Below are 26,685 nucleotides of genomic sequence, written 5' to 3'. Positions count from 1 at the left end.
GCTCAGAGCCTCAACACCCAGGCCTCGACTTTGCCCTTGCCCTTGACCTCGAGTTCACCGCGCGCCTCGAAGACGAACTGATCCTTGAGCTTCTCGTAGACCGGCCGCGTGACCTGCACCGAATCGGGAATGCCGCCCGATTCCATGCGGCTCGCCAGGTTCACCGTGTCGCCCCACAGATCATAGATGTACTTGCTCTTGCCGATCACGCCGGCCACCACCGGACCGCTGTTGATGCCGACGCGCAGCTTCATCGACACGCCGTGCTCCATCGCGTGCTCGCGCGTGATGTGGACCATGCGGATCGCCATGCGCACCATGCGTTCGGCATGGTTGGGCACCGGGACCGGCAGGCCGCACACCGCCATGTAGGCGTCGCCCACGGTCTTGATCTTCTCGATGCCAAGCTCGCTCGCCGCGACATCGAAGCGGGTGAACAGGCCATTCAGCAGGGTGACGACCTCGGACGGCGGCATTTCCGACGACAGTTGGGTGAACCCCACGAGGTCGGCGAAGGCGACCGTCACTTCCGCGAAGCCGTCGGCGATCCCCTTCTCGCCACCGCGCAGGCGATTGGCGATCGGCGCCGGCAGCACGTTCAGAAGCAGCTCCTCGTTTTCGCGGTTCTTCGATTCGATCACGACGTTCTTCTGGTTGATGTCGTCGATCATGCCATTGAAGGCGAGGCAGAGCTGGCCGATCTCGTCGCGCGTCCGCACGGTCACGTGGGCGTCGTGGTCGCCGGCCGCGAAGCGGCGCACCCCCGAGGTGAGTTCCCGCAACGGACCGAGCAGCGACCGCGAGAGCCAGGCACCGGTCACGATCACCACGAAGAAGGCGATCGCGCCCACGATCAGGAGATCGCGCTCCAGACGGTAGACCGGCGCGAAGGCCTCGTCAGCGTCGATCTTGGCAACGATGCCCCACTTCACGCCGGGGATGCGGATCGGCCCCCATGAGGCAAGCGTCGGCAAGCCGCGATAACCGACGACCTCGCCGACCCCCTCGACACCGCCGATCGCCGCCCGGGTCGCGGACGTGTCGGCATGCTGGTGAAGGATCGGCGAACCATATCGCTTGATGGCGGCAAGCTCCTCCTCGGAGGCGCCGCCCGCCTTCAGCTCGGAGAAATAGCGCTCGGCATTCTCGAAATAGTTGCGACCGCTCGAGCGGACGAGGAAATCCGGGCCGACCAGATAGGCCTCGCCGGTGGTTCCGAAGCCCTCGTTGCGCCAGCGCCGCCCGCCGGTGACGATGGCATCGATCTCCTCGATGGCGAGTTCGGCGACCAGCACGCCGGTCACCACGCCCTGTTCGATCACCGGTGCCGCCATGAAGGCCGAGGGCACGCCGCCCGCGGGCAGGTAGGCGGAGAAATCCTCGAGGCAGGTCGCCGACGGATCGGGGGACGTCGCGCAACGCGCCGCCGCGGCCGCCAGGTTGGAATGGCGATAGGGTCCGGCGCGCAGCGACGTCGCGAAATCCGGATCCTTGTCGACGGTATAGATCAGCCGCCCGCTTCGCGGGTCGACGATCATGAAATCCTGGAAGCCCAGGGTGGCGCCGGCCGTGCGCATGAGCGGGTGATAGACCGCGTGGACCTTGCTGTAGGCGCTGCCGTCGCGCGGGTTGTCGAGCAGGTCGCGCCGCCCCTCGGGATGGGGATTCTTGACGATGTAGAGGTCCTGAAGGAAGTACGGCGCAGGCGTCATCGGCATGAACTCTTCCGCGCTCACGTCCTTGCCGAGCAGCTTGCGCACCATCGGCATGTACTGCGTATCGTACCAGGCGTGCACGGCCTGTTTGACGTCCGCGGGCACCTCCTTGCCGTCGAGTTCATCGACGGCCTCGCGAAAGCCGCGAGTGGCGTCGACGACCATCTTCGAGGCCGCGAGCAGGCGCACCTCGTTCCGCACGGTCCGGAAATAGGACTCGACCTGATGGGCCTTGGTCTCGCGTGCCGCGGTGAGCTGGGCGAAGATCGCCCGCTCCAGCGCCTCGCGCGCCCGGATGTAGCCGAGGACGCCGGTGATCATGACCGCGACCGCGCCCAGCAGCAGCAGGATCGCAAACAGCTTGGCCGCCAGGCCCCAGCGGACGGGCCGTGGCTCGGCGACGATCTCCGTCATCGGGGAGTGCCCCCCTATCCCTTCTTCGCTCCGTAGGTGCCGCCGGAGTTGATCGCCCGGATTTCGGCCGCCGTCTTGGCCTTGCGCATCTTCTCGAGCTTCTCGGCCTCATCGGCCAGCATCGCCTGGGCGTTCGTCAGCACCGCGCGCGCGTGCTGGGCGGGGAACTTGACCGCACCGTTCTCGTCCATGTGGATCAGCTCGCCCGGCGCCACGTCCATGCCGCCGACCGACACGGGCGCATTTACCGACTGTACCGCCATCTCGCCATGGCCGGCCGTGACGCCGCCCAGCAGCATCTGGAACTTCATGCGCCGGATCGCGTCGACATCGCGCGACGGGCCGTTCGACAGCATGCCGACGCAGCCGACCGCCTGCATCGAGGTCGCCATCATCTCGCCGGCGAGGCCTGCCTTGTTCATAAGCTCGGGCGGCCACTTCTGCTGGATGACCAGGATGGTCGGCTTCTTCATGGCGTCGAGCGCATCGACGACGTCCATGAAGTTGAGCCGGCCGGCGAAGTTCGGATCGGGCAGGCCGTACACGCAGGTCACGGCATAGCCGATGATGGCCCCCATCTCCGGGTACATGCAGCGGATCGACGTGTCGGTGTACCAGTTCTCGGTCCAGGGATTGTAGAGGCCGAGGCAAAGGGGATTCTTCGGATAGGTCGCGACCACGTTGGTGATGGTCGGCGTGTCGATCTTGCGCAGCTCGGCGAACAGCTGGTCTTCGGAAAGCTCGGTCATGTCGGCGGTTTCCCCCTGAAATACGGGCTCGTTCTTCGCGCGAATGACGGCGGCGGGCAAGCCCCCGCCCCTTCGCTCAGCGGGCCTGTCGCCGCTTCCACCATTCCGCGAGTTCGCCGACCACGCCCTTGCGGAAGGCGAGCACGATGACCACGAAGATCGCGCCCTGGATCACCAGTACGAACTCGCCGGTGGCGGCGAGGTAGTTCTGCATCGTGATGATGATGAAGGCGCCGACCACCGGGCCGACGATCGTCCCCAGGCCGCCCACGAGCGCCATCAGCACGACCTCGCCCGACATAGCCGCGCTCACGTCCGTCAGGGTGGCGAACTGCAGCACCATGGCCTTGGTCGATCCGGCGAGTCCGGCCAGGGCCGCCGAGAGCGCGAAGGCCAGCAGCTTGTAGCGGTCGGCCTCGTAGCCCAGCGACTGCGCGCGCTGCTCGTTGTCGCGGATGGCCTTCAGCACCTGACCGAACGGCGAATGGATGATCCTGTAGATGGCGCAGTAGCCGAATACGAAGATGGCCAGCACGACGTAATAGAGGACGCGGTCGTCCTTGGTCGGAATGAGCCCTCCCAGCAGCGCCTTGCGCGGAATGCCCTGCAGCCCGTCCTCGCCGTGCGTGAAGGGCGCCTGGACGCAGAAGAAGTAGATCATCTGCGCGAAGGCCAGCGTGATCATGGCGAAGTAGATGCCCTGGCGGCGGATCGCCAGCGCGCCCGTCACCAGCCCGACCAGCGCGGCGCCGCAGACGCCGGCCAGCAGGCCGAGTTCGGGCGGCATGTCCCAGGCCTTCACGACATGGCCGAAGAAGTAGCCTGCCGTGCCGAAGAACATGGCGTGGCCGAAGCTCATCAGCCCGACATAGCCGAGCAGCAGGTTGAAGGCGCAGGCGAACAGCGCGAAGCACAGCGCCGTCATCAGGAACACCGGATAGGCGAACCAGGGTGCGGCCAGCGCGAGGACGGCCAGGACGGCGACGAGGAGGCGTTGCGCGTTCATTTGGTCTGCCCGAACAGGCCGGCCGGCTTGACCAGCAGGACGAGTGCCATGACGACGAAGATCACGGTATTGGAAGCCGGCGGATAGAAGACCTTGGTCAGGCCCTCGACGAGGCCGAGGCCGAACCCGGTGACGATCGAGCCCATGATCGAGCCCATGCCGCCGATCACCACGACCGCGAAGACGACCAGCACGAGGTTGACGCCCATCAGGGCCGAGACCTGCTGGATCGGCGCGGCGAGCACGCCGGCCAGGGCCGCGAGCGCCACGCCCAACCCGTAGGTGAGCGTGATCAGCCGCGGCACGTTGATGCCGAAGGCGCGGACCAGCGTCGGGTTCTCGGTCGCCGCCCGCAGGTAGGCGCCGAGCTTGGTGCGCTCGATGCCGTACCAGGTGGCCAGGCAGATCACGAGCGCCGCCACCACGACGAAGGCGCGATAGGTCGGCAGGAACATGAAGCCGAGATTGAAGCCGCCCGGGATCGGGTTGGGATAGGGCGCGCCGGACGAGCCCCACTTCCACTGGAAGAGGCCTTCGATCACCAGCGCGAGGCCGAAGGTGAGCAGGAAGCCGTAGAGATGGTCGAGGTGGTAGATGCGTTTCAGCATCAGCTTCTCGAGCACGATGCCGAACAGGCCGACGATGACCGGGGCGATCACCAGCGAGGCCCAGAACGGCACGTCGAGCAGGCCGAGCAGCAGCCACGCCGCGAAGGCGCCCATCATGTACTGGGCACCGTGCGTGAAGTTGATGACGTTCAACATGCCGAAGATCACGGCGAGGCCGAGGCTCAGCATGGCGTAGAAGGCGCCGTTGATCAGGCCGAGCAGGAGCTGACCGAACAGCGCCTGGGGAGGAATGCCTAGAAGTTCGAACATGGCGGCCTCATACCCCCAGATAGGTTTGCAGCTTGCCGATGCTCTGCTGCACGTCGCTCGAGGCGACCGTGTCGATCACGCGACCGTCTTCCATGACGTAGTGGCGGTCCGCGACGGTGGCCGCGAAATGGAAGTTCTGCTCGACCAGCAGGATGGTGAAGCCGCGGCTCTTGAGCTGACGGATGATCTCGCCGATGCGCTGGACGATGACCGGGGCCAGGCCCTCGGTCGGCTCGTCGAGCAGCAGCAGGGTGGCGCCGGTGCGCAGGATGCGGCCGATGGCCAGCATCTGCTGCTCGCCGCCCGACAGTTTGGTGCCCTGGCTGGTGCGCCGCTCGAGCAGGTTGGGGAAGAGCTTGTAGATCTCCTCGATGCTCAGGCCGCCCGGCTTGACCACCGGCGGCAGGCGCAGGTTCTCGTCGACGTTCAGGCTCGAGAAGATCCCGCGCTCCTCCGGACAGTAGGCGATGCCCAGCCGCGCGATGTGATCCGACGGCATGCCGATCGTCTCCTTGCCCTCGAAGGCAATCGAGCCGGTGCGCTTGCCCAGGATGCCCATGATCGACCGCAGGGTCGTCGTCTTGCCGGCGCCGTTGCGGCCCAGCAGCGTGACGAGCTCGCCGCGACGAATCTCGAAATCGACACCGTGCAGGATGTGCGACTCGCCGTACCAGGCCTGCAGGCCCGCAACTTTCAACAATGTCTCAGCCATGACCGGTTCCGACATAAGCCTCGACGACGGCGGGATGCTTGGAAACCGTGGCGTACGGCCCTTCGGCCAGCACTTCGCCGCGCGCCAGCACGGTGATCGTGTCGGACAGGTCGGCGACCACGGACATGTTGTGCTCGACCATCAGGACGGTGCGATCCTTGGAAACGGTGCGGATCAGGTCGGCGATGCGCTTGATGTCTTCCTGGCCGAGGCCGGCCATCGGCTCGTCGAGCAGCATCATCTCGGGCTCGAGGGCCAGGGTCGTGGCGATCTCCAGCGCCCGCTTGCGGCCATAGGGAAGGTCGACGGCCTGCGCCTCGGCGAACTCCGCGAGGCCCACGGCCTCCACCAGCTCCAGCGCCCGCGCGTCGAGCCGGGCCAGCACGCTTTCGGAGCGCCAGAACTGGAAGGAAATGCCGAGCTTGCGCTGCAGGGCGACGCGCACGTTTTCACGAACACTGAGATGGGGAAATACCGCCGAGATCTGGAAGGACCGGGCCAGTCCCATGCGGGCGATCGCCGCCGGCGAACTGCCGGTGATGTTGCGTCCGTTGAAGTGAATCTGGCCCGCGGTCGGCGACAGAAAGTGCGTCAGCAGGTTGAAGCACGTGGTTTTGCCCGCGCCATTTGGCCCGATCAACGCGTGAATTGTGTGTCGTTTCACACGCAGATTGACGTTCTTGACCGCGACGAAGCCCTTGAACTCCTTCGTCAGCCCGGTTGCCTCGAGAATTATTTCTTCGTTGGCCATCGGCTCTCCCTGTGTCGCGAATAAATCGAAGCTTTGGGCCGCTGTCCAGCACTGGCGTCGCGTTCGACAGATGGATAGATTTCCGACCACTAGAAACGGGGAAAAACATTGGGAGGATTAAAACCGTGAAGCTCACAACCACTATCCGGCACGCCGGAGCGGCGGCCGCCGTCGCCGGTCTCGCCGTCATCGGCATGGCCGCCTATGCCCAGGCCCAGGCCCCCCAGCCGCTGAAGATCGGCGTCATGGAAGGCTTCTCTGGCGTCTATGGCGATCTCACCCAGGGCGAAGTCGAGGCCATGCAGATGGCGATCGACGATTTCGGCGGGAAGGTTCTCGGCCGCCCGATCGAGATCCTGCAGGCCGACCATCAGACCAAGCCCGATGTCGGCGCCGCGATCGCCCGCAAGTGGTACGATGTCGACGGTGTGAAGATGATCACCGGCATCGGCACCTCCTCGGTGGCGTTGGCGGTGCGCAAGATTGCCCAGGAAAAGGGCATGATCGACATCAACACCGGCGCGGCCTCGGCCGACCTGACCGGCGCCGCCTGCTCGGCGACCGGCGCGCATTGGGTGTACGACACCTACGCGCTGGCCAAGGTCACCGGCGGCGCGGTCGTCAAGGACGGCGGCGACTCCTGGTACTTCCTCACCGCCGACTACGCGTTCGGCCATGCGCTCGAGCGTGACGTGACCGCGGTCGTGACGGCGGCCGGCGGCAAGGTACTGGGCGGCGTCAGGCATCCGCTCAGCACGCAGGACTTCTCGTCCTTCCTGCTGCAGGCCCAGGCCTCGAAGGCCAAGGTCATCGGCCTCGCCAATGCGGGCCAGGACACGATCAACGCGATCAAGCAGGCCGGCGAGTTCGGCATCACCAAGGCCGGCCAGCGCCTCGCGGGTCTGCTGGTCTTCTCGACCGACGTGGCGGCGCTCACCCTGCCGGTGGCGCAGGGCCTCGTCCTCACCGAAGCCTTCTACTGGGATCTCAACGACGAGACCCGCGCGTGGACCAAGCGCTTCCGCGCCAAGAAGGACAAGATCCCCAGCATGCTGACGGTCGGCGTCTACAGCTCGACCCTGCACTACCTCAAGGCCGTGCAGGCCGCCGGCACCGACGATCCGAAGGCGGTGATGGCGAAGATGCGGGAGATCCCCGTCAACGACGTCATGACCAAGAACGGCAAGCTGCGCGAGGACGGACGCCTGGAGCGCGACATGTACCTGTTCCAGGTCAAGACGCCGGCCGAGTCCAAGAGCAAGGACGACATCTACAAGCTGATCGCCACGGTACCGGGCAACGAAGCCTATCGCCCGATGAAGGACGGCAACTGCCCGCTCGTTAAGAAGTGATCTCTCGCAGATCGTGAACGATGAAAAGGGCACCTGCGGGTGCCCTTTTTTTGCTTGAAGAATAAAGGGCTGTGGGGCTCGTCATTTCTTGACGATATGGATGCGTTGCCTGTCAGATGGCGACCAGCGTCCGATCAACAGGACGCCGGGAGAAACGTCCACGTGAGCGTCCACGATCGTCCCCTCAAGGGGGCCTGGGGCATGACCGCCCTTCTGTTCCTGTTCATGCTGATCAACTTTGCCGACAAGGTCGTCGTTGGCCTGGCGGCGGTCCCTCTCACACGCGACCTCGGCCTGACGCCCGAGCAGTTCGGCGATATCGGCTCGGCCTTCTTCCTGCTCTTCGCCGTCTCGGCCATCGTCGTCGGCTTCGTCTCCAACCGCGTGCAGACCAAGCACACGCTGCTGGTCATGGCGATCATCTGGTCGATCGTGCAGTTTCCCATGCTGGGGATGGTGAGCGTCGAGACCCTGATCGTCTGCCGCATCATCCTAGGCGCCGGCGAGGGACCGGCCGGCCCCGTCGCCACCCACGCCATCTACAAATGGTTTCCCGATTCGCTGCGCGGACTGCCGACGGCGGTCATCGCCCAGGGTTCGGCCTTCGGCGTCATCATCGCCGTCCCCCTGCTCAACTGGATCATCGAGACCTACACCTGGCACTGGGCCTTCGGCGCGCTGGGCATCGCGGGACTGGTCTGGACCGTCCTGTGGCTGATCTTCAGCCGCGAGGGGACTCTCGTCGATGCGCCGGTGAGCCCGAACGGCAGCACGGAGCGCATCCCCTACCGCTACCTCCTCACCTGCCCCACCATCCTTGCCGTCTGTGCGGCGGGCTTTGCGAGCTACTGGGGCCTCGCGCTCGGCCTCACCTGGTTCACGTCGTACCTGGTCGCCGGCCTCGGCTTCAGCCAGAAACTCGGCGGCAATCTCACCGTGCTGCCCTGGGTCTTCGGCGCCCTCGTCGTTCTGACCGGAGGCTTCGTTTCCCAGCGGCTGAAGAGGAAGGGTGTTTCCAGCCGCCTCTGCCGCGGCGTGTTCCCGTGTCTCACCATCCTGGCCGGTGGATGCGCCCTCCCGTTTGTCGGCGCCATGCCGAACGACGGGCTCAAGATCGCCTTCCTGGTGTTCGGCTCCGCCATCGGCAGCACGATCTACGTGGTCCTGCCGATGATCATCAGCGAACTCACGCCGCACCCGCAGCGCGCGGCGATGCTGGCGATCACCAACTCGGTCGTGACCTTCGCCGGCATCCTCGCGCCCAAGATCATGGGTTCGATGATCCAGACCGCGGCGACGCCGCTCGCCGGCTACGAACAGGGCTACGTCATTCTCGGCGTCCTGCTGCTCACCGGCGGCCTCGTCGGCCTGCTCTTCATTCGCCCCGAACGGGATCGCGCGCGACTGGCGGCGCGCGCCGTCGCCGCGCCGTCCCTGCAGCCCGCCCGAGCCTGAGCCCGGGTCAGAACGGCCGGTCGCCCGTGACGGTGACGCGATGGCCGCTGCGCATGTGGGGCCAGTAGTCCCACATCGCGCGATGCTGGGCGCAGCGATTGTCCCAGAAGGCGATCGAGTTCTCGCGCCAGCGGAAGCGGCACTGGAAGAGCGGATTCTCCATGTGCTGGTAGAGGTAGCGCAGGACCGCGTCGCCCTCGTCGCGCGGCACGCCGAGCAGCCGGCTGGTGAAGCCGGCATTGACGTAGAGGCACTTCCGCCCGGTCACCGGATGGGTCCGCACCACCGGATGCTCGGCCCGCGGATATTCGGGCTTGTCCGCCACGCCGATCGGCTTGAACAGGCCGCGATAGACCGGCTCGCCGTCATGCAGGGCGATCATGCCGTCGAGATAGGCTTTCATGCGGTCCGAGAGGGCGTCGTAGGCCGCGTACATGCTGGCGAACAGCGTGTCGCCGCCGCGCGGCGGACAGGTCTTGATGTGCAGGATGGAGCCCATCGGCGGCTCGACCTCGCAGCTCACGTCAGTGTGCCAGCCCTCGCCGTTGGCGCGCGGGCTGTTCTTGTCGGAATGGATGATCATCATCTCCGGCATGCCAGGCTCGTGCGGCGCCGCGGGATGAACATGCAGGTCGCCGAACAGGCGGCCGAACGACATGTGCTGCTCGGGCGTCAGCACCTGGTCGCGGAAGAAGATGACCAGGTTCTCGGCCAGTGCGCGGTGGATCTCGTCCTGCTGGCGGTTGGAGAGCGGCTTGCTGAGATCGACGCCGCCCAGCTCCGCGCCGATGATCGGCGTCAGCTTGTCGACGGTGATCGTCTCGTAGGGCGCGCTTTCGTCCGCTTTGTAACGGAGGCGCGGGCCCGCATTGGCATTCAATGAACCTGACATGGGTATCTCCGTTGCCTACTCGTCGAGGGTGATCTTGTTTTCCTTGATGATCGTCGACCAGACATCGCCTTCGGTGGCCACGAACCGGTCGAACTGTTCCGGCGTCCAGTCCCTCAGGACGACCCCGAGCTGTTTCGACCGCTCCACGACGGTGTCGAACTTTGCGATCTTCCTCATGGCGGCGTTCAGCGTGTCGATGACCGGCTTCGGCGTCCCGGCCGGCGCGAACATTCCGTACCAGGCATCGAAGATGAAGCTCGGCAGGCCGGCTTCCGCCGTCGTGGGGATATCGGGGAACGCCGCCAGGCGGGCATCGCTCGCCAGCGCGAGGGCCTTCACGTTGCCGTTGCGGATGTGCGACGCCAGCGACGGCGGGCTCATCACGGCGAGTTCGACCTGGCCCGCCACGAGGTCGGCGCTCACCGGTCCGGCGCCCTTGTAGGGAATGTGGACCAGATCGATGCCGGCGGCCTTGTTGAGCATCACGCCGCCGATATGGGCGACGGAGCCCGGCCCGAAGGACGCATAGTTCAGCTTGCCGGGATTGGCCTTCGCGTAGGCGATGAAATCCTTCAGGGTGTCGGGCGGCACCCGCTTGGCGATGACGATGAGCTGCGGCGCGATCGCGCCCATTGCAACGCCCGTCAGGTCTTTCGGCGACCAGTTCAGGTTCTTGATCATCGCCGGATTGGCCGAATGGAACGACGAATACTGCATCAGCAGCGTGTATCCGTCCGGCTTCGCCTTCGCGACGATCGCCGTGGCGATGTTGCCGTTGCCGCCGCCCTTGTTGTCGACGATGACCTGCTGCCCCAACTCCTTGGACAGATGTTCGGCGAACATGCGACCGACGATGTCCGTGCCGCCGCCCGGCGGGGCGGCGACCACCAGCGTGATCGGCCGGTCGGGATAGGCGCCCTGCGCCTGCGCGCCATTGCTGGCGATCATCGATCCGGCGGCGGCCGACGCGAGCGATAGGAGGTGGCGACGCTTCATCCCTGTCTTCCTTTCTCGATCCGCCCCATCGCGGGTGCGGTTGACGCAGCGCTAGCACCCTTCCACCTTATGCATGAAGTGCATTGTTTGCAGATTAACTACTGAGGATTTCGCAGGAATGGACAAGCGGCTGCTGGAGTCCTTCGTGGCCGTGTATCGGTCGGGGTCCCTCGTGGAAGCGGCCGAGCGCCTCAACATTTCGCAATCCGCCCTGTCGCGCCGCATCACGGAACTGCAGCACCGGCTGGGGCTCGCCCTGTTCGAGCCTTCGGGACGCGGGATGGCTGCGACCAGCGACGCGCAAGATCTGCTGCCACTCGCCTCGTCGGCGCTCGAGGGCATCGCGCGCTTCGAAGCGGCCGCCCGCGCCAACAGCATCCAGCCCGCCATCCAGATCACGGTCGCGGCGACGGCACACACGATCGAGACCGTCGTGGCGCCGGGCATTGCCGAATTCACGCAGGCCAAGCCGCACGTCCGGGTCGGCGTCGTCGAAGCGAACGGCGTCGAGATCGAAGACCTTGTCCTGAGCGGCGACGCCTCGATGGGTATCACGGGGCGCCCCCGCTACGACGCGGGGCTGGTCGATCACCAGATCGTGCGCCTCGACATCCTGGCGGCGTCGCCCAAGCCCTTCAGCGCCGCCGAGCGCCGGAACGGCATCGATCTCCGCGCCCTGTGCGAGCGCGATTTGCTGGTGCTGGACCGGGGATATCAATCGCGCCTGACGCTCGACGCGGCGCTTCGCCTGCTGTCGCTGTCGCCAAGCATCCGCCACGAAGGCGGCTCGGGTACGGTGATCCTGTCTCTCGCGCGGGCGGGCCTCGGCACCGCCGTCATTCCGGCGACGACGCGCACGGACCTGCACACCGCCAAGATCGTCGCCAACGGCATCGTCCTCGGCATGGATCTCGCGGCCATCTGGGACCCCGCCTTGCGCTGGCGCGCCGAGGTCGAGCAGTTCGCCGACCGGCTCAGGGCGTCCTTCACCTCCCGTCGCCGCACACCGCGCACATAACGACCCGCGGGAGCAGCCTTCGAAGGCGGCCTTCTACTGGGCGAGTTCCTTGATGCGGGCGATCAGCTCGTCAACCGCCTTCTCGACCGACACCTTGTCGGTCACCACGCGGTTCATCGCCTTGGCCCAGACGTTCTCGGCGTCGAGGAGCGCGAATTTCCAGTTCTTTGCGAACTCGGAAGGCTGCGGTGACGTCTTGAACTGGTCGTACACGGCCCTGCGATGCTTGTCGGCCTGCCAGAACGGGCTCTGCTGAGCGGCCTTGGTCACCGGAAACCAGCGGCCCAGCCCGGCCTCGACATAGGGGCGAAGATTCTCCTCGTCCAGCAGGACCCTGAGGAACTCGCGAGCATGCTTCTTGTTCTTCGCGTCCCGGAAGATCACGCCGACCTTGACGATCGTGCGATAGACCATCGGCGTGCCATCGGGCTTCCTGGGGAGACCGGCCGTTGCGATCAGCTCGTCGTAGGCCCTGCGGCCGGCGGTGCGCTCCGCCGGTGTGCGGTTCGGATTGTTGGCATCGTCGAGCCACTTGGCTGCAGCCGCGATCGAATAGGCGTGCGTCACGATCGTCGTGCGGTCGTTGAAGGCCGCTTCGCTGTCGCCGTCCATCCAGCCCGTCGACGAGGGCGGCGAGCAGCCTTTGGCATAGACGTCGGTATAGTCACGAAGGGCAGCGATCAGCCCCTCCCGCACCTTGGGATCGTCGACCAGAAACTTGCCCGACCCGTCGACCAGCTTCACGTCGTAGGCGTCGACCCAGCTCATGAAAGAGTGGAACGAATCAGTCGAGTCGACGCCCATCGGCCGGCCGATGCCGTAGACGCGGCTGCGGGTCGCCTTGCGGTAGGCCGGCTGGACCTTGTCGCACCAGAAGGACCAGTATTCCTTCCACGTGCCGGGAATGTCGTTTTCCTTGAAGCCGGCGGTCGCCAGCATGTCCTTCCAGTATTCGACGTGCAGCATCTGCTGCTTCAAGACGAAACCATAGAAGGCCTTCTTGCTGGCCTTGCCGTCGTAGAGGTACGCGGTGTCGATCGTGCCCGGCAGGAACCGGTCCTTCATCGGCTCGATCACGTCGGAGATGTCTTCGAGCTTGCCATCGAAGGCCCACCGGGCCGCGACCTGGACGCCGTACGTGTCCGAATAGGCAATGTCCGGTGTCGAACCGGAGTCGACGGCCTCGACCGTCTTCGGGATCATGTCTTCCGCCGCAAACTGGGACAGATCGACCTTGACCCCTGTCTTGGCTTCGAACTTCCCGATCGCGGCGAACAGGGCCTCGTCTTCGGCCTTGTAGTAGCCCTTCACCCACCAGACGGCGAGCTTCTCCTGGGCAAGGCCCGGAGCGGCCGAGAAGGCGATCGCCAAAGCCGCGGCGCCAGCCAGAATCCGTCTCATTGTTTCCTCGCTTCAGGGCTGCCTGACGATCCGGGTATCAGTCCGCCTTGCGCGAGTCGAGAAAAGTCCGCAAGGCCTGCGCGCATTGCGCAGCATGCGAGAACGGCAGGCCATGGCGTGACCGGCCGAAGACATTGAGTTCGCTGTCGGACAGTCCCTCGTGCAGGGCGGCGATTATGCTCACGGGAATGAACGGGCTGCCGTCGGGATGCAGCAAGAGCACCGGGCACCTGATCTCGCCCAAACGTGAGGTGAGGTCGGTGCCGATGAGGACGCCAAGAGCATTCAGGATGGAGTCGCGCGGCCACTTCTCCTGCTCAGCGGCAAACCAGGCGCGCCGCTCGTCGGTCAAAGCATCCTCGTGAAAGCGGTCGCGCAGGAAGGCATCCGACCAGCCCTTCGACCCGCCTTCATCGAGCTGGCGTCGCCACGCCTCGACCCTCTGGATCGACGCCCCGACATGGGCGCCGTTGCTGACGGTGAGGCTCGCGATCCTCGCCGGCCGGGCGAGCGCGGCCGCCAGCGCCACCGTCCCGCCGATCGACTCGCCTGCGAGATGAAAGCGCTCGAGTCCGGCGGCATCGGCCACGGCGAACAAGTCCTCGACCAGCAGGTCCAGCGACCACCTGAAGTCTGCCGGCGGAATGTTCGAGCGTCCGTAGCCGCGCATGTCGAAGGTGACCAGCCGGTGAGCGTCGGCGAGCGCGGGCCGCCACCCCGCCCAGACGCCGGCACTGGCGCCGATCCCGTGATGGAACAGGATCGGCAGACGCGGCCGTTGCCAGGGCGCCACGAGATCCACGACGTCGTAATGAAGGGTCCCGTGTTGAGCGGCGGCGAAAGGCATCGTCAGTCGGCGCGGATGCCCGCGCTCTTGATGACATCTTCCCACTTCTTGCGATCGGCCATGATGGTCGCCTTGAATTCAGCCGGCGATCCGATGACCGAATCCATGCCGCTCTCGGCGAAGCGCTTCTGCACGTCCGGCTTTGCGACGGCCGCCCGGAGAGCCTTGTTCCAGAAGTCGACCAGGTCGGCCGGCAGGCCCTTGGAGCCGAAGACGCCGAACCAGTTGACCACCTGGAAGCCGGGAAGGAACTGGGAGATCAGCGGCAAATTGGGAAACAGCGGCGAGGGCTTGGGCGAGCCGAAGGCGACAGGGATCAGCCCGCCACCGCCTATCTGGCCCAGGAACTCCGGCATGTTGCCGAACATCATGTCGCAATTGCCCGAGATCATGTCCTGGATGGCGGGTGCGCCGCCGCGATAGGGCACATGCAGGATGTTGATGCCCGCCATCTTCTTGAACAGTTCGGCGGCGAGATGCTGCGACGTGCCGTTGCCCGCGGAAGCATAGGTGAGCTTGCCCGGGTTCTTCTTCGCAAAGTCGATGATCTCCGGGATCGTGCGGTACTGCATGTGTTTGCCGACGACCAGCATGTTGGTGACGCCGGCGATGTTCGCGATCGGCGTCAGGTCGGTGTCGACGTTGATCGGCAGCTTCTGTCCCGGCATCACCGGCGAGACGCACAGCGCCGCCATGGCGGCGAGGCCGATGGTCCGGCCGTCCGGTGGAGCGTTCGCGACGATCTCGTTGGCGATGAAGCCGCTGGCGCCGGTCTTGGTATCGACGATCACCTTCTGCCCCACCTCGGGCGTCACGGCTTCGGCCATGATCCGGCACAGCAGATCGGCCGTGCCGCCCGGCGCGAAACCGCAGAGGAAGCGGACATCGCCGGAGATCTTCTGCGCCATCGCCGGCCATCCGGCGAGAGACCCGATGAGCGCGGCCGCGCTTGCGCCCGCAAAGGTTCTACGTTGCATTCTTGTTTCCTCCCTGTGTTGCAAAAAGCCTAGCATACTTCCCGCATGCGCAAGCTCTTTCGCCGCGGCGCCCTCGCCGGTCTCGCCGCCCTGCCCCTGGCTCCGCCCTGGATCTCGTCCCGCGCGGAATCACCCGACTTTCCCGACCCTCCCTTGCGCCTCGTCGTCGGTTTCCCCCCCGGCAGCCAGAGCGACCTCCTGGCGCGGCTGATGGCGCCGGGCATCGGCGAACAGCTGGGCCGCGCGGTCCTGGTCGACAACAGGACCGGGGCCAATGGTGAGGCCGCCGCCGGCTTGATCGCCAGAAGCCCGCCGGATGGCGGCTTCTTCATGCTGGCGTCCAACGGCCCGACGACGATCGCGCCGGCGCTGGGACGTCCGCTGCCCTATGACATCCGCACCGACTTCGCCGCGGCGTCCCCGGTTGGGGTCACGCCGATGCTGCTCGTCGGGCGGCCCGAGCTGCCGGCCACGAACGTTGCTGAGTTGCTGGATCTGGCGCGCGTTCACCAGGGCAGCCTGAAGGGCGGCTCGGCCGGTGGCGGTGACCCGACCCACCTCGCGCTCGAACTGTTCAAGGCGATGGCGAGGCTCGACATCGTGCATGTGCCGTCCAAGGGAAGCGGTCCCACGCTGACCGATCTCATGGCCGGCCAGATCGACATCGGCTTCGCGGGCCTGCCGGTCGCGCTGCCCCACGTCAGAGCCGGCAAGATCCGCGGACTGGGCCAGACGGGGCTGGTGCGCTCGGCGGCCGCGCCCGGCATCGCGACCATCGCCGAGTCGGGATTGCCCGGGTACGAAGCCGTGACCTCCTTCGGCGTCTTCATGCCGGCCGGCGCGGCCCCCGGATTGGTCGAGCGGCTGAATACGGCCGTTGCGACCACCCTGCGCTCGCCGACGGTCGCGAAGAAGCTCGCGGCTCTCGGCGTCGATCCCCAGTTCGGATCGCCCGCCGAGTTCGCAGCCTATGTGGCGCGCGACCATGCCAAGTGGGCCTACCTCGCCAGAACGGCAGGCCTCAAGGCGGACTGACGGCTACTGCACCGACGAGAAGCCGGTCGGCGTGAGCATCTGAACGGAGACGTTCTCGACGATGGCGCCGTCCTTCTCGGTTTCGGCGCGCTTGGCCAGCCACTCGGGATCGGCGGCGAAGGCGTTCCACTTCTTCTCGCGATCGGCCAGCGACTCCCAGGCAAGGAAATAGGTCAGTTCCTGGTTCGACTCTCCGATCAGGGTCGTGAAGAAGCCGGCCTGCTTGATGCCGTGCCGCTCCCAGATCTTGAGCGTGATGGTGTTGAAGCGATTGAGCAGTGCCGGAAGACGGCCCGGCACGCACCTGTAGACGCGCATTTCGTAGATCATCTCGTCCTCCCCTAGAATTGCCCGCCGAAGCGCGGCACGAATCCGTTGTCCTTGTGGTCGATGTGACAGCTGAACGGTGCTCCGAAATGACAGGGCATCAGCCGCGCGCCACTTCCCGCACAATGTTCGAGCGCGGCACGCCGGCTCTTGCGCGCTCCCGCTGCGTCGGCGCAGGCGAAGCTGTTCCATTCCGGGTGATAGACCTGCAGCGCGTGATGAAGGATGTCGCCACAGAACAGCGCCTTCTCGCCGCGCGAGTCGAACTTGATGGCGATCGTGCCCGGCGTGTGTCCCGGCGCCGGCTCGACCTTGAGATTCTCGTCGAGCTGCGCCGCGCCGTCGACCATCTGGGTGAGCCCTGCCTCGACCACCGGGAGCACCGAGTCGCGGAACGATCCGGCATTGACCGGCCCGATCGAAGCATCGCTGTCGAGCTTGAGATAATGGTCGTAGTCCGTGCGGCTGAACACGTACTTCGCATTCTTGAAGGTCGGCACCCAGCGGCCGTTCTCGAGGCGCGTGTTCCAGCCGACATGGTCGACGTGAAGGTGCGTGCACATCACCATGTCGATCCCGTCGGGCTCGACGCCGGCGGCCTTCAGCCGCTCGAGATACTTCGTCTCCATCAGATGCCATTTGGGCCGATGCGGACGCGACTTGTAATTGCCGACGCAGGTGTCGATCAGGATGTTCTTGCCGCCGATCTTGAGCAGCCAGCTATGGACGCTGAGCTTCAGGAAGGCGGAGGCCTCGTCATAGTGTGCCGGCACCAGCCAGTCGCGATGCCGCTCCACGACGGCGGGATCCCAATCGGGAAAGAACGCCTTGGCGTCGAAGTTGGGTTCGTAGCTTTCCTCGATGCGCACGGCCGTACCGGCGCCCAACTTCACCTCGACCATGGTGCCTCCCCTTGCTTGCCGGGGAGCTTAGCGTCGCGAGGTCGCTACGGGGAAGCCGATCGTTTCGCTATTTGCCGTTTCGCGGTCAAAAGGGGAGGCGCAACGCATCGGCACGCTCGACGCGCCAATGAGTGAGGGCCGCGATGGCAGCGCCGCCGAGCGGTGCCGCCACGATCAGCGCGATGAAGTGAACACCGAGCAGCCACGGCTCGAACAGGCCCGGCGTCAGATGTCCGACCGTCACGGTCGCAACGAAGAACAGAACAGCGAAGCCGACACCCCACAGCAGGCCGCCCAAAGCCACGAAGAGCGACGAGGCAGTCACGGAGCGGCCGATGAGGTAACTCGCCCCGAAGGCGGCACCGGCGGCAACAAGCGCTGCGATCGTTTCCATCACGTCCTCCAATACGCTCTCGACTTGGGAGAAATCAGAGTCGACACTGCTTCAACTCCTCCACTTTGAAACATCCAACCTCCGTCGAGAACCGACAAAAAACGCATGTCTAAGTCTGCATTCGACTGGCTTCCTGCAGCGGAACTTTCAAAACTCTTCTCACGCGGAGAAGCATCTCCCGTCGAGGTTCTCGATGCGATGCTGAAGCGCGCATCGGCAATGCAGCCTCATCTCAACGCGCTCGTGTTGATTGATGAGAACAGCGCGCAAACCGCTGCAAAGGCAGCAGAATCGCGATGGCTGAAAGGAGAGCCTCTGTCTCCGCTCGACGGCGTTCCCACGACGATCAAGGACACCACGAACGTCAAAGGATGGCCGACTCGCTACGGATCGCATTCCACCGACGAGACTCCCGCGCACGATAACGCAGCCGTAACCGACAAGTTCCTTGCAGCGGGCATGATCATATTCGGCAAATCCAACACGCCCGAATTCGGCTGGAAGGCCATCACCGACTCGCCGCTGCAGGGGGTCACCCGCAATCCGTGGAATCTCGCCCACTCCCCCGGCGGCTCATCCGGCGGCGCCTCTTCACTCACGGCGGCGGGGGTCAATCCGTTCAACCATGGCAACGACGGCGGCGGTTCGATCCGCATTCCCGCCAGCCACACGGGACTGGTCGGCCTGAAGCCCTCCTTCGGGCGCATCCCGCAGTATCCGGCCGATTCACCCTTTGCCGACGTGATCAGCCAGGGCGTGCTCTCCCGCACCGTCCTCGACACGGCGATGGCCTTGAACGTGACGGCGGGTCCCGACCCGCGCGACTGGCGTTCCTTGCCGACCGACGCACGGGACTACACGGTCGGCATCGACGGCGGTGTGCGTGGCTGGAAGATCGGGCTCAGCCTCGATCTCGGTCATGTGAAGGCCGATCCGGAAGTGCGCGAACTCGTTGCCGCTGCGGCGAAGCGCTTCGAGGAGCTGGGCGCCCATGTCGAGGAAGTCGGCCCGATGTTCGAGCCGCTGCAGGAGCATTTCGAACCGCTGTGGATCGGCAGCTTCGCCACCCGGTTCCGGCAGATCCCGACCCAGCTCCACGACAAGCTCGATCCCGGTCTGCGCGCGCTCATGGAAAAAGGTCTGGCGATAACGCTCGCCGACTATGCGAGGGCCTTCGAGGCGCGGAGCCGGCTCGCGCGCGATCTGGCGCTCTGGCATCGCAACTACGACCTGTTGTTGGCCCCCGTCGCACCAACGGCGGGCCCCCCGGTGGAAACGCTCTACAATTCGGAGGCGTTTCCGCGCTGGACCAAGGGCGCGCCTTATACCCTTCCCTGCAACCTCACCGGCCAGCCGGCAGCCTCCATGCCCGCGGGCCTGACCAAGGCGGGACTTCCCGTCGGCATACAGATCATCGGGCCACCCCGCGCCGACGAGGTCGTGCTGCGCGCGATGCGCGCCTTCGAAAGCGCAAGTGGCTGGACCTGGCCGCAGCCGAGAGTGCTCGAGACGTTGAAGGACTTGTGACGACGAGGCGCCGTCAGACGGCGTTCGAAACCTTGCTGGGCGTCGGACGAACGACGCGCAGCGCGATGACGAGGACGCGGTAGCCGAGGAAGCCCGCACAAAGGGCGCTGGCGGCGGCGACATATCCGGGCGCCACCACCGGTTCTCCAATCATGGCGGAGGCGAAATCGATCGCGGACAGCGCCGCGAGGATCACCGCCACGATGAGACCGTCGACCGTTGCCGGCAGCATCACGAGGCCCGCTTCCTTGTTCGCCTGCACGGTCAGCCTCCATCCGCGGATGCGGCCGATCATCGATCCCAATGCGAACGCCGCGACCCAGAGGATGTCGAAGAGAATGCTTGCCTCGAACACCCCCGCCAGCAGCATCAGCGTCGCCATCAGCGCGAAGCCACCCGGCAAGGCCACTCGGCCCAGCGTCGTCACACCGCCGCGCGACTGGGCCGCCATCGTCCAGAGGCAAAGGGCGGCGAAAAGAAGCGTGAGGCCGTTCGCCAGACTCAAAGTCGAGACCATGGCGGGAGCAAACGATAAGGCACGCGGCGAGTAAAGCGCTGAGGCTGCACTTGGACTGTCAACACAGTCTCATTGCACTTTCGGCCTCTGGAAATCTCTACGCCCTCGGATGCCCCGAAGGCGGGCCGGGAGCGCGATCAACGCTGAAATTACAAGGGAAAACCTGTGTCCCGACCCGATTGTGCTCCCCGACGAAATCCGTCGCGCCGGCCGGCCGGGTTGGTTCGGCCACGTCGTCGCAGGCCAGCATGGGGCGGAATAACCCCGCCAAGTGACAGCGGCGCCGGTTAGTGGACGCCGCTGCTTCACCTTCGGGACTTTGGCTCAGGCGTCGGGTTTGACGCCCGCAGTGGTGATCACCTTTTCCCACTTGTCGATCTCGGTTTGCAGGAACTTGCCCGTCTCTTCCGGCGTGGCCCCGACGGGGATCACCGCCTGTTCGGCGAGCCGCTTGCGCAGCGCCTCGTCCTTCACGGCCCTCGAGACTTCGGACGACACCTTGTCGACGATCTCCTTCGGCGTGCCCGCCGGCGCGAGGAACATCACCCAGGTCGAGGATTCGATCAGCGGGCCGCCCGCCTCGACGATCGTCGGCACCTCCTCGACACCCGGCACGCGATTCTTGGACAGCATGGCGAGCGCGCGGATCTTGCCGGCGCGAACCTGCGTCATCACACCGATCGGCGCATCGATCAGCAGCTGGATGTTGCCCGAGGCGAGGTCGGCCAGCGCCGGCGCCGTACCCTTGTAGGGCACGTGCACCATATCGATCCCCGCGACCTGCTTCATGAGTTCGCTGGTGAGATGCGCGGCAGCACCGACGCCCGACGAGCCGAACGAGAGCTTGCCCGGATTGGCCTTGGCATAGGCAATCAGCTCGGCCACGTTCTTCACCGGCAGTCCGTTGGTGACGCAGATGATCAGCGGCGCGACGCCGACCAGCGAGACCGGCGCAAATCCCGCGACCGGATCGAATTTCAGCTTGCCGGCATAGAGCGTCTTGTTGGCGGCATGCGCCGCGATCACCGTCAGGAACGTGTAACCGTCGGGAGGCGCATTCGCGACAATCTCGGCGCCGATCAGCGAATTGGCGCCCGGCTTGTTGTCGACCACGAAGGTCTGGCCGACGTTCATCTTCTCGAGCGTGAGCCTTGTCGTCACGTCGGTCAGTCCGCCGGCCGTGTAGGGCACGACCCAGCGGATCGGCTTGTTCGGCCAGGCCTGGGCGCGCGCAGCACCCGGAACCAGGGCAGCCGCGGCCGTCGCCGCCAGCGCCGTGCGGCGATTGATCTTCATCATGTATTGTTCCTTCTTCTTCCCTGCTTGTTTCAGTCCAGGTCGAGGCCGTTCATGCCGGCGTTCTTGCGGGCCTTCCGGGCGATCTCGCCCAGCACCTTGCCGGCCTGCACGGGATCCATGATCTGCTCGACCGTGGGGCCCTTATGCCAGCCCTCGGCGACGGCGAAAATGCCGTTTCCGGCCTGGAACACGCGGCCCGTCACCTCGCGGCTGTCCTCGCTCACCAGCCAGGTCGCGACCGGGGCAATCCACTTCGGGTCGCGGCGCTTCTTGTCCTCATCCGTATATTCGCGCAGGTCCTCGGTCATGCGGGTGAAGGCCGAGGGCGAGATCGAGTTCACCGTGACGCCATAGCGGGCGAGTTCGCGCGCAGCGATGATCGTGAACGAGGCGATGCCGGCCTTGGCCGCCCCATAGTTGGTCTGGCCGATATTGCCGTAGATGCCCGAAACCGACGTGGTCGTGATGATGCGCGCATCGACCGGTCCACCCTTCAGCTTGGCCTGGTCGCGCCAGTAGGCGGCGGCGTGGCGGGCCGGCGCGAAGGTGCCCTTGAGGTGAACCTTGATGACGGCGTCCCACTCGTCCTCGCTCATGTTGACGAGCATGCGGTCGCGCAGGATGCCGGCGTTGAGCACGATGGCGTCGAGCTTGCCAAACGCCTCGACCGCCTGGTCGATCATGTGCTTGGCGCCGTTCCAGTCGGAAACGTCGTCGCCGTTGGCCACCGCCTCGCCGCCCATCGCCTTGATCTCGTTCACGACCTGCTGGGCGGGACCGACATCGTTGCCCTTGCCGGCCCGATCGCCACCCAGGTCGTTCACGACCACCTTGGCGCCATGCTCCGCCAGCATCAGGCAGTGCTCCCGGCCGACGCCGCGGGCGCCGCCCGTCACGATCGCCACCCGTCCTTCGCACAATCTCGCCATTGCTCCCTCCCGTCTTTTGCGTGTCTGAACCCTGTCGTCCTGGGCTAGTGTAGCGGGGCTCAAGGGAGGATCGCCATGGACACGCTGCCGCTCGTCACCCCCGAACAGGTCGGACTTTCCGCAGCGCGGCTCGACCGCGTGCGCACCTGGATGAAGGGATGGGTCGACAGCGGGAAGCTGGCCGGCATGGTGACCTGCGTCATGCGCAATGGCGAGCTCGCCTTCGCCGAGGTCGTGGGCAAGTCGGACCTGGCCCGCAACACGCCGATGCGGGCCGATACGATCTTCCGCATCTACTCCATGACCAAGCCGCTCACCTCGGTGGCCATCATGATGCTCTACGAAGAGGGCCGCTTTCAGCTCGACGATCCGATCTCGAAGTTCATTCCCGCCTTCGCCAACCCGCGCGTGATGGTCGGCGGCAGCCGCGGCAAGATCGAGACCGTGCCGGCCGAGCGCGAGATCAATTTCCGCGACCTGCTCACCCACACGTCGGGCCTGACCTACGGCTTCATGGAGAGCAACCCGGTCGATGCCGCCTACCGCGCCAAGGAAGGCGGTGTCGACTTCCAGACGGCCGACACCAGCCTGAAGCAGGTTGTCGAGCGGCTGGCCCAGCTGCCGCTGATCGCCCAGCCGGGCAAGGCGTGGAACTACTCGGTCTCCACCGACGTGCTGGGCTACCTGGTCGAGGTCATCTCGGGCCAGCCCTTCGAGAAGTTCCTCAAGGAGAAGGTCATCGACCCGCTGGGCATGGTCGACACCGACTTCCACGTGCCGGCCGTCAAGCACGACCGCTTCGCCGCCAACTACGCCGCCGGCCCCGGCGGCAGGCTCGACCTGATCGACGATCCAGCCAAGAGCCGCTACCTCGCGCCGCGCAAGGTCAACTCGGGCGGCGGCGGACTCGTGTCGACCGCTTCCGACTATCTGCGCTTCTGCAAGTTCATGCTGAACGAGGGCGAACTGGACGGCGTGCGTCTGCTGGGCCGCAAGACGGTCGAGCTGATGACCATGAATCACCTCAACGGCGACATGGCCGACATGGGCACACCGCGCTTCTCGGAATCGACCTACACCGGCATCGGCTTCGGCCTCGGCTTCTCGGTGATGCTCGACCCGGCCAAGGCCTACATTGCCGGCACGCCCGGCGAATATGCCTGGGGCGGCGCGGCCTCCACCGCCTTCTGGATCGATCCGGTCGAGGATATGGCCGTGGTGCTGCTGACGCAGCTCATGCCCTCCTCGACCTACCCGATCCGGCGCGAGCTGCGCGTGCTCACCTACCAGGCGATCATCGACTGAGGGCCAACGCCATGCGCAACACCGGCAGCATCGAAGTCCGCAAGCTCCATCCGCTGTTCGGCGCGGAGATCACCGGCATCGACATCACGCGTCCGCTCTCGGCGCGTGAGTTCGGCCCGATCCGCGCCGCCTTCGAGGAGCATTCCGTCCTGCTGTTCCGCGATCAGGCGATGAACGACGACACCCAGATCGCCTTCAGCGAGAATTTCGGCCCGCTGGAGACGACGCTCAGCGCCAATCCCGCAGCCGGCACAAAGTTCGCGCGCCAGTCCAATCTCGACATCATGACCGGCGAGCCGATCCCGCCGGACGACATGCGCATGATCTACCAGAAGGCCAACTACTTCTGGCACTCCGACTCCTCCTTCAAGCGCATCCCGTCGCTCTGCTCGATCCTGACGGCGCGGATCTGCCCGCCGGAAGGCGGCAACACCGAGTTCCTGAACATGCGCGCCGCCTGGGATGCGCTCCCGCCCGCCCTGCAGGCGACGATCCATCCGCTGGTCGCCGAGCATGCCCTGGCGCATTCGCGCGACCGCGTGCAGAAGGGCATCCTCAGCGCCAAGTCATTGTCGGAGCTGCCGCCGGTCAAGCAGCGCATGTTCCGCGACAACCCGATCAACGGCCGCCGTGCGCTCTACATCGGCGCCCATGCCGGCCGCATCCTCGACTGGCCCGAGCCGATGTCGAAGGCGATCCTCTGGGAGCTGGCGCAGCGCGCCGAGCAGCCGGAGTTCATGATGTCCCATGCCTGGCGCGAGGGCGACGTGATCGTCTGGGACAATCGCGCCGTCCTGCATCGTGCGACCTACTACGATGCGACCCAGCACAAGCGCCTGATGCAGCGCACGACCATCGCCGGCGACGAACTGACGGTACCGCAGTAAAACATGGCCGAACCCGCCTCAGCCGGTCCGCTCCCCGACGGCATGCCGTCGGGGCCCCGCCGGCTCGCCGCCGTGGCGACCATCACCATCGGCCTGTCGATGGCGGTGCTCAGCAATTCGATGACCAATCTCGCTTTGCCCTACATCGCGAACGACCTCGCGATCACGGCGGAAAGCTCGATCTGGATCGTCAACGCCTACCAGATCGCCCTGATGATCATGCTGCTGCCGATCGCAGCGCTGGGCGACATCGTGGGATACCGAACCGTCTACCGCTGGGGGCTCGTCGTCTTCTCGCTGGCCTCGATCGGCTGCGTGCTCGCGCCCTCACTCTCCTGGCTGATCGCCGCACGGACGCTGCAGGGGCTGGGAGCGGCCGCCATCATGGCCATCCAGCCGGCCCTGGTACGATCGATCTATCCGCGCGCCGCGCTCGGCCGCGGCCTCGGCTTCAACACGACAGTCGTCGCCACCTCGCTGGCCGCCGGCCCCAGCCTCGGCGCTGCCCTGCTCGCCATCACGAGCTGGCCGATCCTGTTCGCCGTCTACATCCCGCTGGGCGTGCTGTCCTTCTTCCTGGCCGGCCGCTTCCTGCCGGTGACGACCCATGTCAAGCGGCCGTTCGACGTGCTCTCGGCGGTCCTGTCCGGCGGCACCTTCGGCCTGCTCATCTTCGGCATCGACGGCGTCGGCCATGGCCATCCCGTGCCGGTGATCGTGGCCGAACTCGTGGGAGCGGCGGTGCTCGGCACCCTTTTCGTCTGGCGCCAGCGCAGGCTCGCCGACCCGATGATGCCGATCGACATGTTCAGCCGGCCGATCTTTTCGCTCTCGATCTCGGCCTCGACCTGTACCTTCACGGCGCAGGGGCTGGCCTTCGTCAGTCTGCCCTTCTTCTTCCATACCGTGCTCGGGCGCGACGCCACCGCGACCGGCCTGCTGCTGACGGCCTGGCCGCTGGCGCTGGCCGGCGTCGCACCGATCGCCGGCCGCCTCGCCGACCGGCATCATGCCGGCGCGCTGGGCACGATCGGCCTCACCAGCATGGCTGCGGGCATGATCCTGACGGCGCTGCTGCCGCCGGATCCCTCCGCCTTCAACATCATGTGGCGGCTGGTGCTGTGCGGCGCGGGTTTCGGCATCTTCGCCGCCCCGAACAACAGGCTGATGATGAACGCCGTGCCGCGCGACCGTAGCGGCAGCGCCGGCGGCATCATCGCCACGGCCCGCACGCTCGGCCAGACCATGGGCGCGGCGCTGGTGGCACTGGTCTTCGGCCTGTTCGACTTCTCCGGCGGCGGCGCCGCCGATGCGGCGCGGGCCGCACTCTGGCTCGGCGCCGGCTTCGCTCTCACCGCCCTGATCCTGAGCAGCCTGCGCCTACGGCACTGACGCCGCGTGCATCTCGCGGAACAGTGAGGGCGCCATGCCGAAGCGGCGCTCGAAGGCCTGGCCGAGCCGCGCCGAGGAGCGCAGGCCCACGCGGCCCGCGATCGTCTTGAGCGGCAAGCCCTTGGCCAGCAGGGTGCGCGCCGCGTCGAGTCGCAGCCCTTCGACGAAGTGTGCCGGCGTCTTGCCGGTGGCCTCGACGAACTTGCGATGGAAGCTGCGCTCCGAGAGGCCTGCGCGAGCGGCCAGCGCCGGCACGTCGAGCGGTTCGTCTAGATGGGCCTGCATCCACTCGATCAGCCGGGCGAACGGCGCGTCGGCCTCCGTCTGCACCTGCAGCAGCGGGCTGAACTGCGACTGATAGCCCGGCCTGCGCGCGTAGAGCACGAAGTGCCGCGCGATCAGGTTGGCCGTCGCCGCACCGAGATCGGCCTCGACCAGCGCCAGCGCCATGTCGATGCCGGTCGTCACGCCGGCAGAGGTCCAGACCTTGCCATCGACGACGTAGAGCGCATCGGCATCAACGGTCAGCGCGGGAAATTTCTCGGCCAGGCGCTGGCAGCTCGCCCAGTGCGTGGCCACCCGCTTGCCGTCGAGCAATCCGGCCGCCGCCAGCACGAAGGCGCCGGTGCAGACCGATCCGAAACGCGTTGTCTGCGGCGCGGCCTTGCGTAACCAGCGCCGCACATCCTCGCGCGCCATCACGGCCTTGAGCCCACGCGAGCCGCCCGCCACCAGCAGCGTGTCGTAACGCCCGCCGATGCGGTGACTCATCAGCGCGACCCCGCAGTTCGAGGCGACGGCGCCGCCGTCAGGCGACACGATCTGCACGTCGTAGACCGGCCGCTCCCGTCCCTCGTTGGCCGCGCCGAACACGGCGGCGGGGCCGGTGACATCGAGGAGCTGGCAGCCCTCATAGGCGAGGATGGCGATCCGCTGGGCTTTTGGCATTGGCAGAAATTACTATATATTTGTCATTTCTGCCAACGACGGGATTGCGTAGGGTCCGGC

26 protein-coding genes are annotated in these 26,685 nt (G+C 66.1%); 8 read left to right on the top strand and 18 right to left on the bottom strand.

Annotated features, from left to right (window positions below; genetic code table 11):
• Positions 1 to 2 precede the first annotated feature (2 nt).
• The 6 genes from ACO07I_RS21635 to ACO07I_RS21610 all read right to left on the bottom strand — a co-directional run bounded on the left by ACO07I_RS21635 (position 3) and on the right by ACO07I_RS21610 (position 6,225).
• Positions 3 to 2,129, bottom strand: a complete 2,127-nt coding sequence (locus ACO07I_RS21635; protein WP_422010988.1) for an adenylate/guanylate cyclase domain-containing protein — start codon at positions 2,127 to 2,129, stop codon at positions 3 to 5.
• Positions 2,130 to 2,143: 14 nt separating this feature from the next.
• Entirely contained in the window at positions 2,144 to 2,878 is a 735-nt protein-coding gene (locus ACO07I_RS21630) for an RraA family protein (RefSeq protein ID WP_422010986.1), read from the bottom strand.
• A gap of 76 nt (positions 2,879 to 2,954) precedes the next feature.
• Positions 2,955 to 3,884, bottom strand: a complete 930-nt coding sequence (locus ACO07I_RS21625; RefSeq protein ID WP_422010984.1) for a branched-chain amino acid ABC transporter permease — start codon at positions 3,882 to 3,884, stop codon at positions 2,955 to 2,957.
• Positions 3,881 to 4,762 carry a branched-chain amino acid ABC transporter permease gene (locus tag ACO07I_RS21620; RefSeq protein WP_422010982.1) on the bottom strand — a complete coding sequence of 294 codons (882 nt, stop codon included), beginning with the start codon at positions 4,760 to 4,762 and terminating at the stop codon, positions 3,881 to 3,883. Before ACO07I_RS21620 ends, ACO07I_RS21625 begins: the two co-directional genes overlap by 4 nt.
• Positions 4,763 to 4,769: 7 nt before the next feature.
• On the bottom strand, positions 4,770 to 5,474 hold the full coding sequence (locus ACO07I_RS21615) for an ABC transporter ATP-binding protein (RefSeq protein ID WP_422010980.1): 705 nt from the start codon (positions 5,472 to 5,474) through the stop codon (positions 4,770 to 4,772).
• Positions 5,467 to 6,225 (bottom strand): ABC transporter ATP-binding protein, encoded by a 759-nt coding sequence (locus ACO07I_RS21610; RefSeq protein ID WP_422010978.1) that lies wholly within the window; start codon positions 6,223 to 6,225, stop codon positions 5,467 to 5,469. The genes ACO07I_RS21615 and ACO07I_RS21610 overlap by 8 nt, the downstream gene beginning before the upstream one ends.
• A 194-nt stretch (positions 6,226 to 6,419) precedes the next feature.
• Between ACO07I_RS21610 and ACO07I_RS21605 the strand changes: the two genes are divergently transcribed.
• Together ACO07I_RS21605 and ACO07I_RS21600 are read left to right on the top strand one after the other, a co-directional pair.
• Complete coding sequence (locus ACO07I_RS21605) at positions 6,420 to 7,577, top strand: ABC transporter substrate-binding protein (RefSeq protein ID WP_422018344.1); 1,158 nt, start codon at positions 6,420 to 6,422, stop codon at positions 7,575 to 7,577.
• A 162-nt stretch (positions 7,578 to 7,739) separates the two neighbouring features.
• Positions 7,740 to 9,032: an MFS transporter gene (locus ACO07I_RS21600; protein WP_422010976.1), complete on the top strand. Its 1,293-nt coding sequence runs from the start codon at positions 7,740 to 7,742 to the stop codon at positions 9,030 to 9,032.
• 7 nt (positions 9,033 to 9,039) lie between these two features.
• Here ACO07I_RS21600 and ACO07I_RS21595 read toward each other — a convergent pair whose 3' ends face one another.
• Positions 9,040 to 9,924 (bottom strand): TauD/TfdA dioxygenase family protein, encoded by an 885-nt coding sequence (locus ACO07I_RS21595; protein ID WP_422010974.1) that lies wholly within the window; start codon positions 9,922 to 9,924, stop codon positions 9,040 to 9,042.
• Positions 9,925 to 9,939: 15 nt separating this feature from the next.
• Positions 9,940 to 10,920, bottom strand: a complete 981-nt coding sequence (locus ACO07I_RS21590; RefSeq protein WP_422010972.1) for a Bug family tripartite tricarboxylate transporter substrate binding protein — start codon at positions 10,918 to 10,920, stop codon at positions 9,940 to 9,942.
• Positions 10,921 to 11,038: 118 nt separating this feature from the next.
• Between ACO07I_RS21590 and ACO07I_RS21585 the strand changes: the two genes are divergently transcribed.
• On the top strand, positions 11,039 to 11,938 hold the full coding sequence (locus tag ACO07I_RS21585) for a LysR family transcriptional regulator (protein WP_422010970.1): 900 nt from the start codon (positions 11,039 to 11,041) through the stop codon (positions 11,936 to 11,938).
• Between the two features lie 33 nt (positions 11,939 to 11,971).
• Here ACO07I_RS21585 and ACO07I_RS21580 read toward each other — a convergent pair whose 3' ends face one another.
• Genes ACO07I_RS21580 through ACO07I_RS21570 form a run of 3 tightly spaced genes read right to left on the bottom strand, consistent with a single transcriptional unit; the run spans position 11,972 to position 15,163 of the window.
• Positions 11,972 to 13,339: an ABC transporter substrate-binding protein gene (locus ACO07I_RS21580; protein WP_422010968.1), complete on the bottom strand. Its 1,368-nt coding sequence runs from the start codon at positions 13,337 to 13,339 to the stop codon at positions 11,972 to 11,974.
• Between the two features lie 37 nt (positions 13,340 to 13,376).
• The gene (locus ACO07I_RS21575; protein ID WP_422010966.1) at positions 13,377 to 14,186 is read right to left on the bottom strand and encodes an alpha/beta fold hydrolase; all 810 of its coding nucleotides are present in this window, start codon (positions 14,184 to 14,186) and stop codon (positions 13,377 to 13,379) included.
• A gap of 2 nt (positions 14,187 to 14,188) precedes the next feature.
• Entirely contained in the window at positions 14,189 to 15,163 is a 975-nt protein-coding gene (locus tag ACO07I_RS21570) for a Bug family tripartite tricarboxylate transporter substrate binding protein (RefSeq protein ID WP_422010964.1), read from the bottom strand.
• 45 nt (positions 15,164 to 15,208) lie between these two features.
• Between ACO07I_RS21570 and ACO07I_RS21565 the strand changes: the two genes are divergently transcribed.
• Positions 15,209 to 16,198, top strand: coding sequence for a Bug family tripartite tricarboxylate transporter substrate binding protein (locus ACO07I_RS21565; RefSeq protein WP_422010962.1), 990 nt, complete (start codon positions 15,209 to 15,211; stop codon positions 16,196 to 16,198).
• A 3-nt stretch (positions 16,199 to 16,201) separates the two neighbouring features.
• Here ACO07I_RS21565 and ACO07I_RS21560 read toward each other — a convergent pair whose 3' ends face one another.
• The 3 genes from ACO07I_RS21560 to ACO07I_RS21550 all read right to left on the bottom strand — a co-directional run bounded on the left by ACO07I_RS21560 (position 16,202) and on the right by ACO07I_RS21550 (position 17,821).
• Positions 16,202 to 16,528, bottom strand: coding sequence for an NIPSNAP family protein (locus ACO07I_RS21560; RefSeq protein WP_295139782.1), 327 nt, complete (start codon positions 16,526 to 16,528; stop codon positions 16,202 to 16,204).
• Between the two features lie 11 nt (positions 16,529 to 16,539).
• Positions 16,540 to 17,427, bottom strand: coding sequence for an MBL fold metallo-hydrolase (locus ACO07I_RS21555; RefSeq protein ID WP_422010960.1), 888 nt, complete (start codon positions 17,425 to 17,427; stop codon positions 16,540 to 16,542).
• An 85-nt stretch (positions 17,428 to 17,512) separates the two neighbouring features.
• Complete coding sequence (locus ACO07I_RS21550) at positions 17,513 to 17,821, bottom strand: hypothetical protein (RefSeq protein ID WP_422010958.1); 309 nt, start codon at positions 17,819 to 17,821, stop codon at positions 17,513 to 17,515.
• Between the two features lie 105 nt (positions 17,822 to 17,926).
• Here ACO07I_RS21550 and ACO07I_RS21545 point away from each other — a divergent pair, with 105 nt between their 5' ends.
• Complete coding sequence (locus ACO07I_RS21545; protein ID WP_422010956.1) at positions 17,927 to 19,348, top strand: amidase family protein; 1,422 nt, start codon at positions 17,927 to 17,929, stop codon at positions 19,346 to 19,348.
• A 13-nt stretch (positions 19,349 to 19,361) separates the two neighbouring features.
• Here ACO07I_RS21545 and ACO07I_RS21540 read toward each other — a convergent pair whose 3' ends face one another.
• The 3 genes from ACO07I_RS21540 to ACO07I_RS21530 form a co-directional block, all read right to left on the bottom strand.
• Positions 19,362 to 19,865, bottom strand: a complete 504-nt coding sequence (locus ACO07I_RS21540) for a hypothetical protein (protein ID WP_422010954.1) — start codon at positions 19,863 to 19,865, stop codon at positions 19,362 to 19,364.
• A gap of 324 nt (positions 19,866 to 20,189) precedes the next feature.
• Positions 20,190 to 21,164: a Bug family tripartite tricarboxylate transporter substrate binding protein gene (locus tag ACO07I_RS21535; RefSeq protein WP_422010952.1), complete on the bottom strand. Its 975-nt coding sequence runs from the start codon at positions 21,162 to 21,164 to the stop codon at positions 20,190 to 20,192.
• Positions 21,165 to 21,193: 29 nt separating this feature from the next.
• Positions 21,194 to 22,093: an SDR family NAD(P)-dependent oxidoreductase gene (locus ACO07I_RS21530; RefSeq protein WP_422010950.1), complete on the bottom strand. Its 900-nt coding sequence runs from the start codon at positions 22,091 to 22,093 to the stop codon at positions 21,194 to 21,196.
• Between the two features lie 75 nt (positions 22,094 to 22,168).
• Here ACO07I_RS21530 and ACO07I_RS21525 point away from each other — a divergent pair, with 75 nt between their 5' ends.
• The 3 genes from ACO07I_RS21525 to ACO07I_RS21515 are packed head-to-tail and all read left to right on the top strand — an operon-like array spanning position 22,169 to position 25,677.
• On the top strand, positions 22,169 to 23,398 hold the full coding sequence (locus tag ACO07I_RS21525) for a serine hydrolase domain-containing protein (protein ID WP_422010948.1): 1,230 nt from the start codon (positions 22,169 to 22,171) through the stop codon (positions 23,396 to 23,398).
• Positions 23,399 to 23,409: 11 nt separating this feature from the next.
• Entirely contained in the window at positions 23,410 to 24,285 is an 876-nt protein-coding gene (locus ACO07I_RS21520) for a TauD/TfdA dioxygenase family protein (RefSeq protein WP_422010946.1), read from the top strand.
• Positions 24,286 to 24,288: 3 nt separating this feature from the next.
• Positions 24,289 to 25,677 carry an MFS transporter gene (locus ACO07I_RS21515; RefSeq protein ID WP_422010944.1) on the top strand — a complete coding sequence of 463 codons (1,389 nt, stop codon included), beginning with the start codon at positions 24,289 to 24,291 and terminating at the stop codon, positions 25,675 to 25,677.
• Here the strand turns inward: ACO07I_RS21515 and ACO07I_RS21510 are convergent.
• Positions 25,666 to 26,625: a GlxA family transcriptional regulator gene (locus tag ACO07I_RS21510; protein ID WP_422010942.1), complete on the bottom strand. Its 960-nt coding sequence runs from the start codon at positions 26,623 to 26,625 to the stop codon at positions 25,666 to 25,668. The genes ACO07I_RS21515 and ACO07I_RS21510 overlap by 12 nt on opposite strands.
• Between the last annotated feature and the right edge of the window lie 60 nt (positions 26,626 to 26,685).

This window comes from Reyranella sp., from assembly GCF_965227665.1.
GTDB lineage: Bacteria > Pseudomonadota > Alphaproteobacteria > Reyranellales > Reyranellaceae > Reyranella.
The sequence above is the reverse complement of the archived record's forward strand: the minus strand, read 5'-3'. Positions and strand labels throughout refer to the sequence as shown.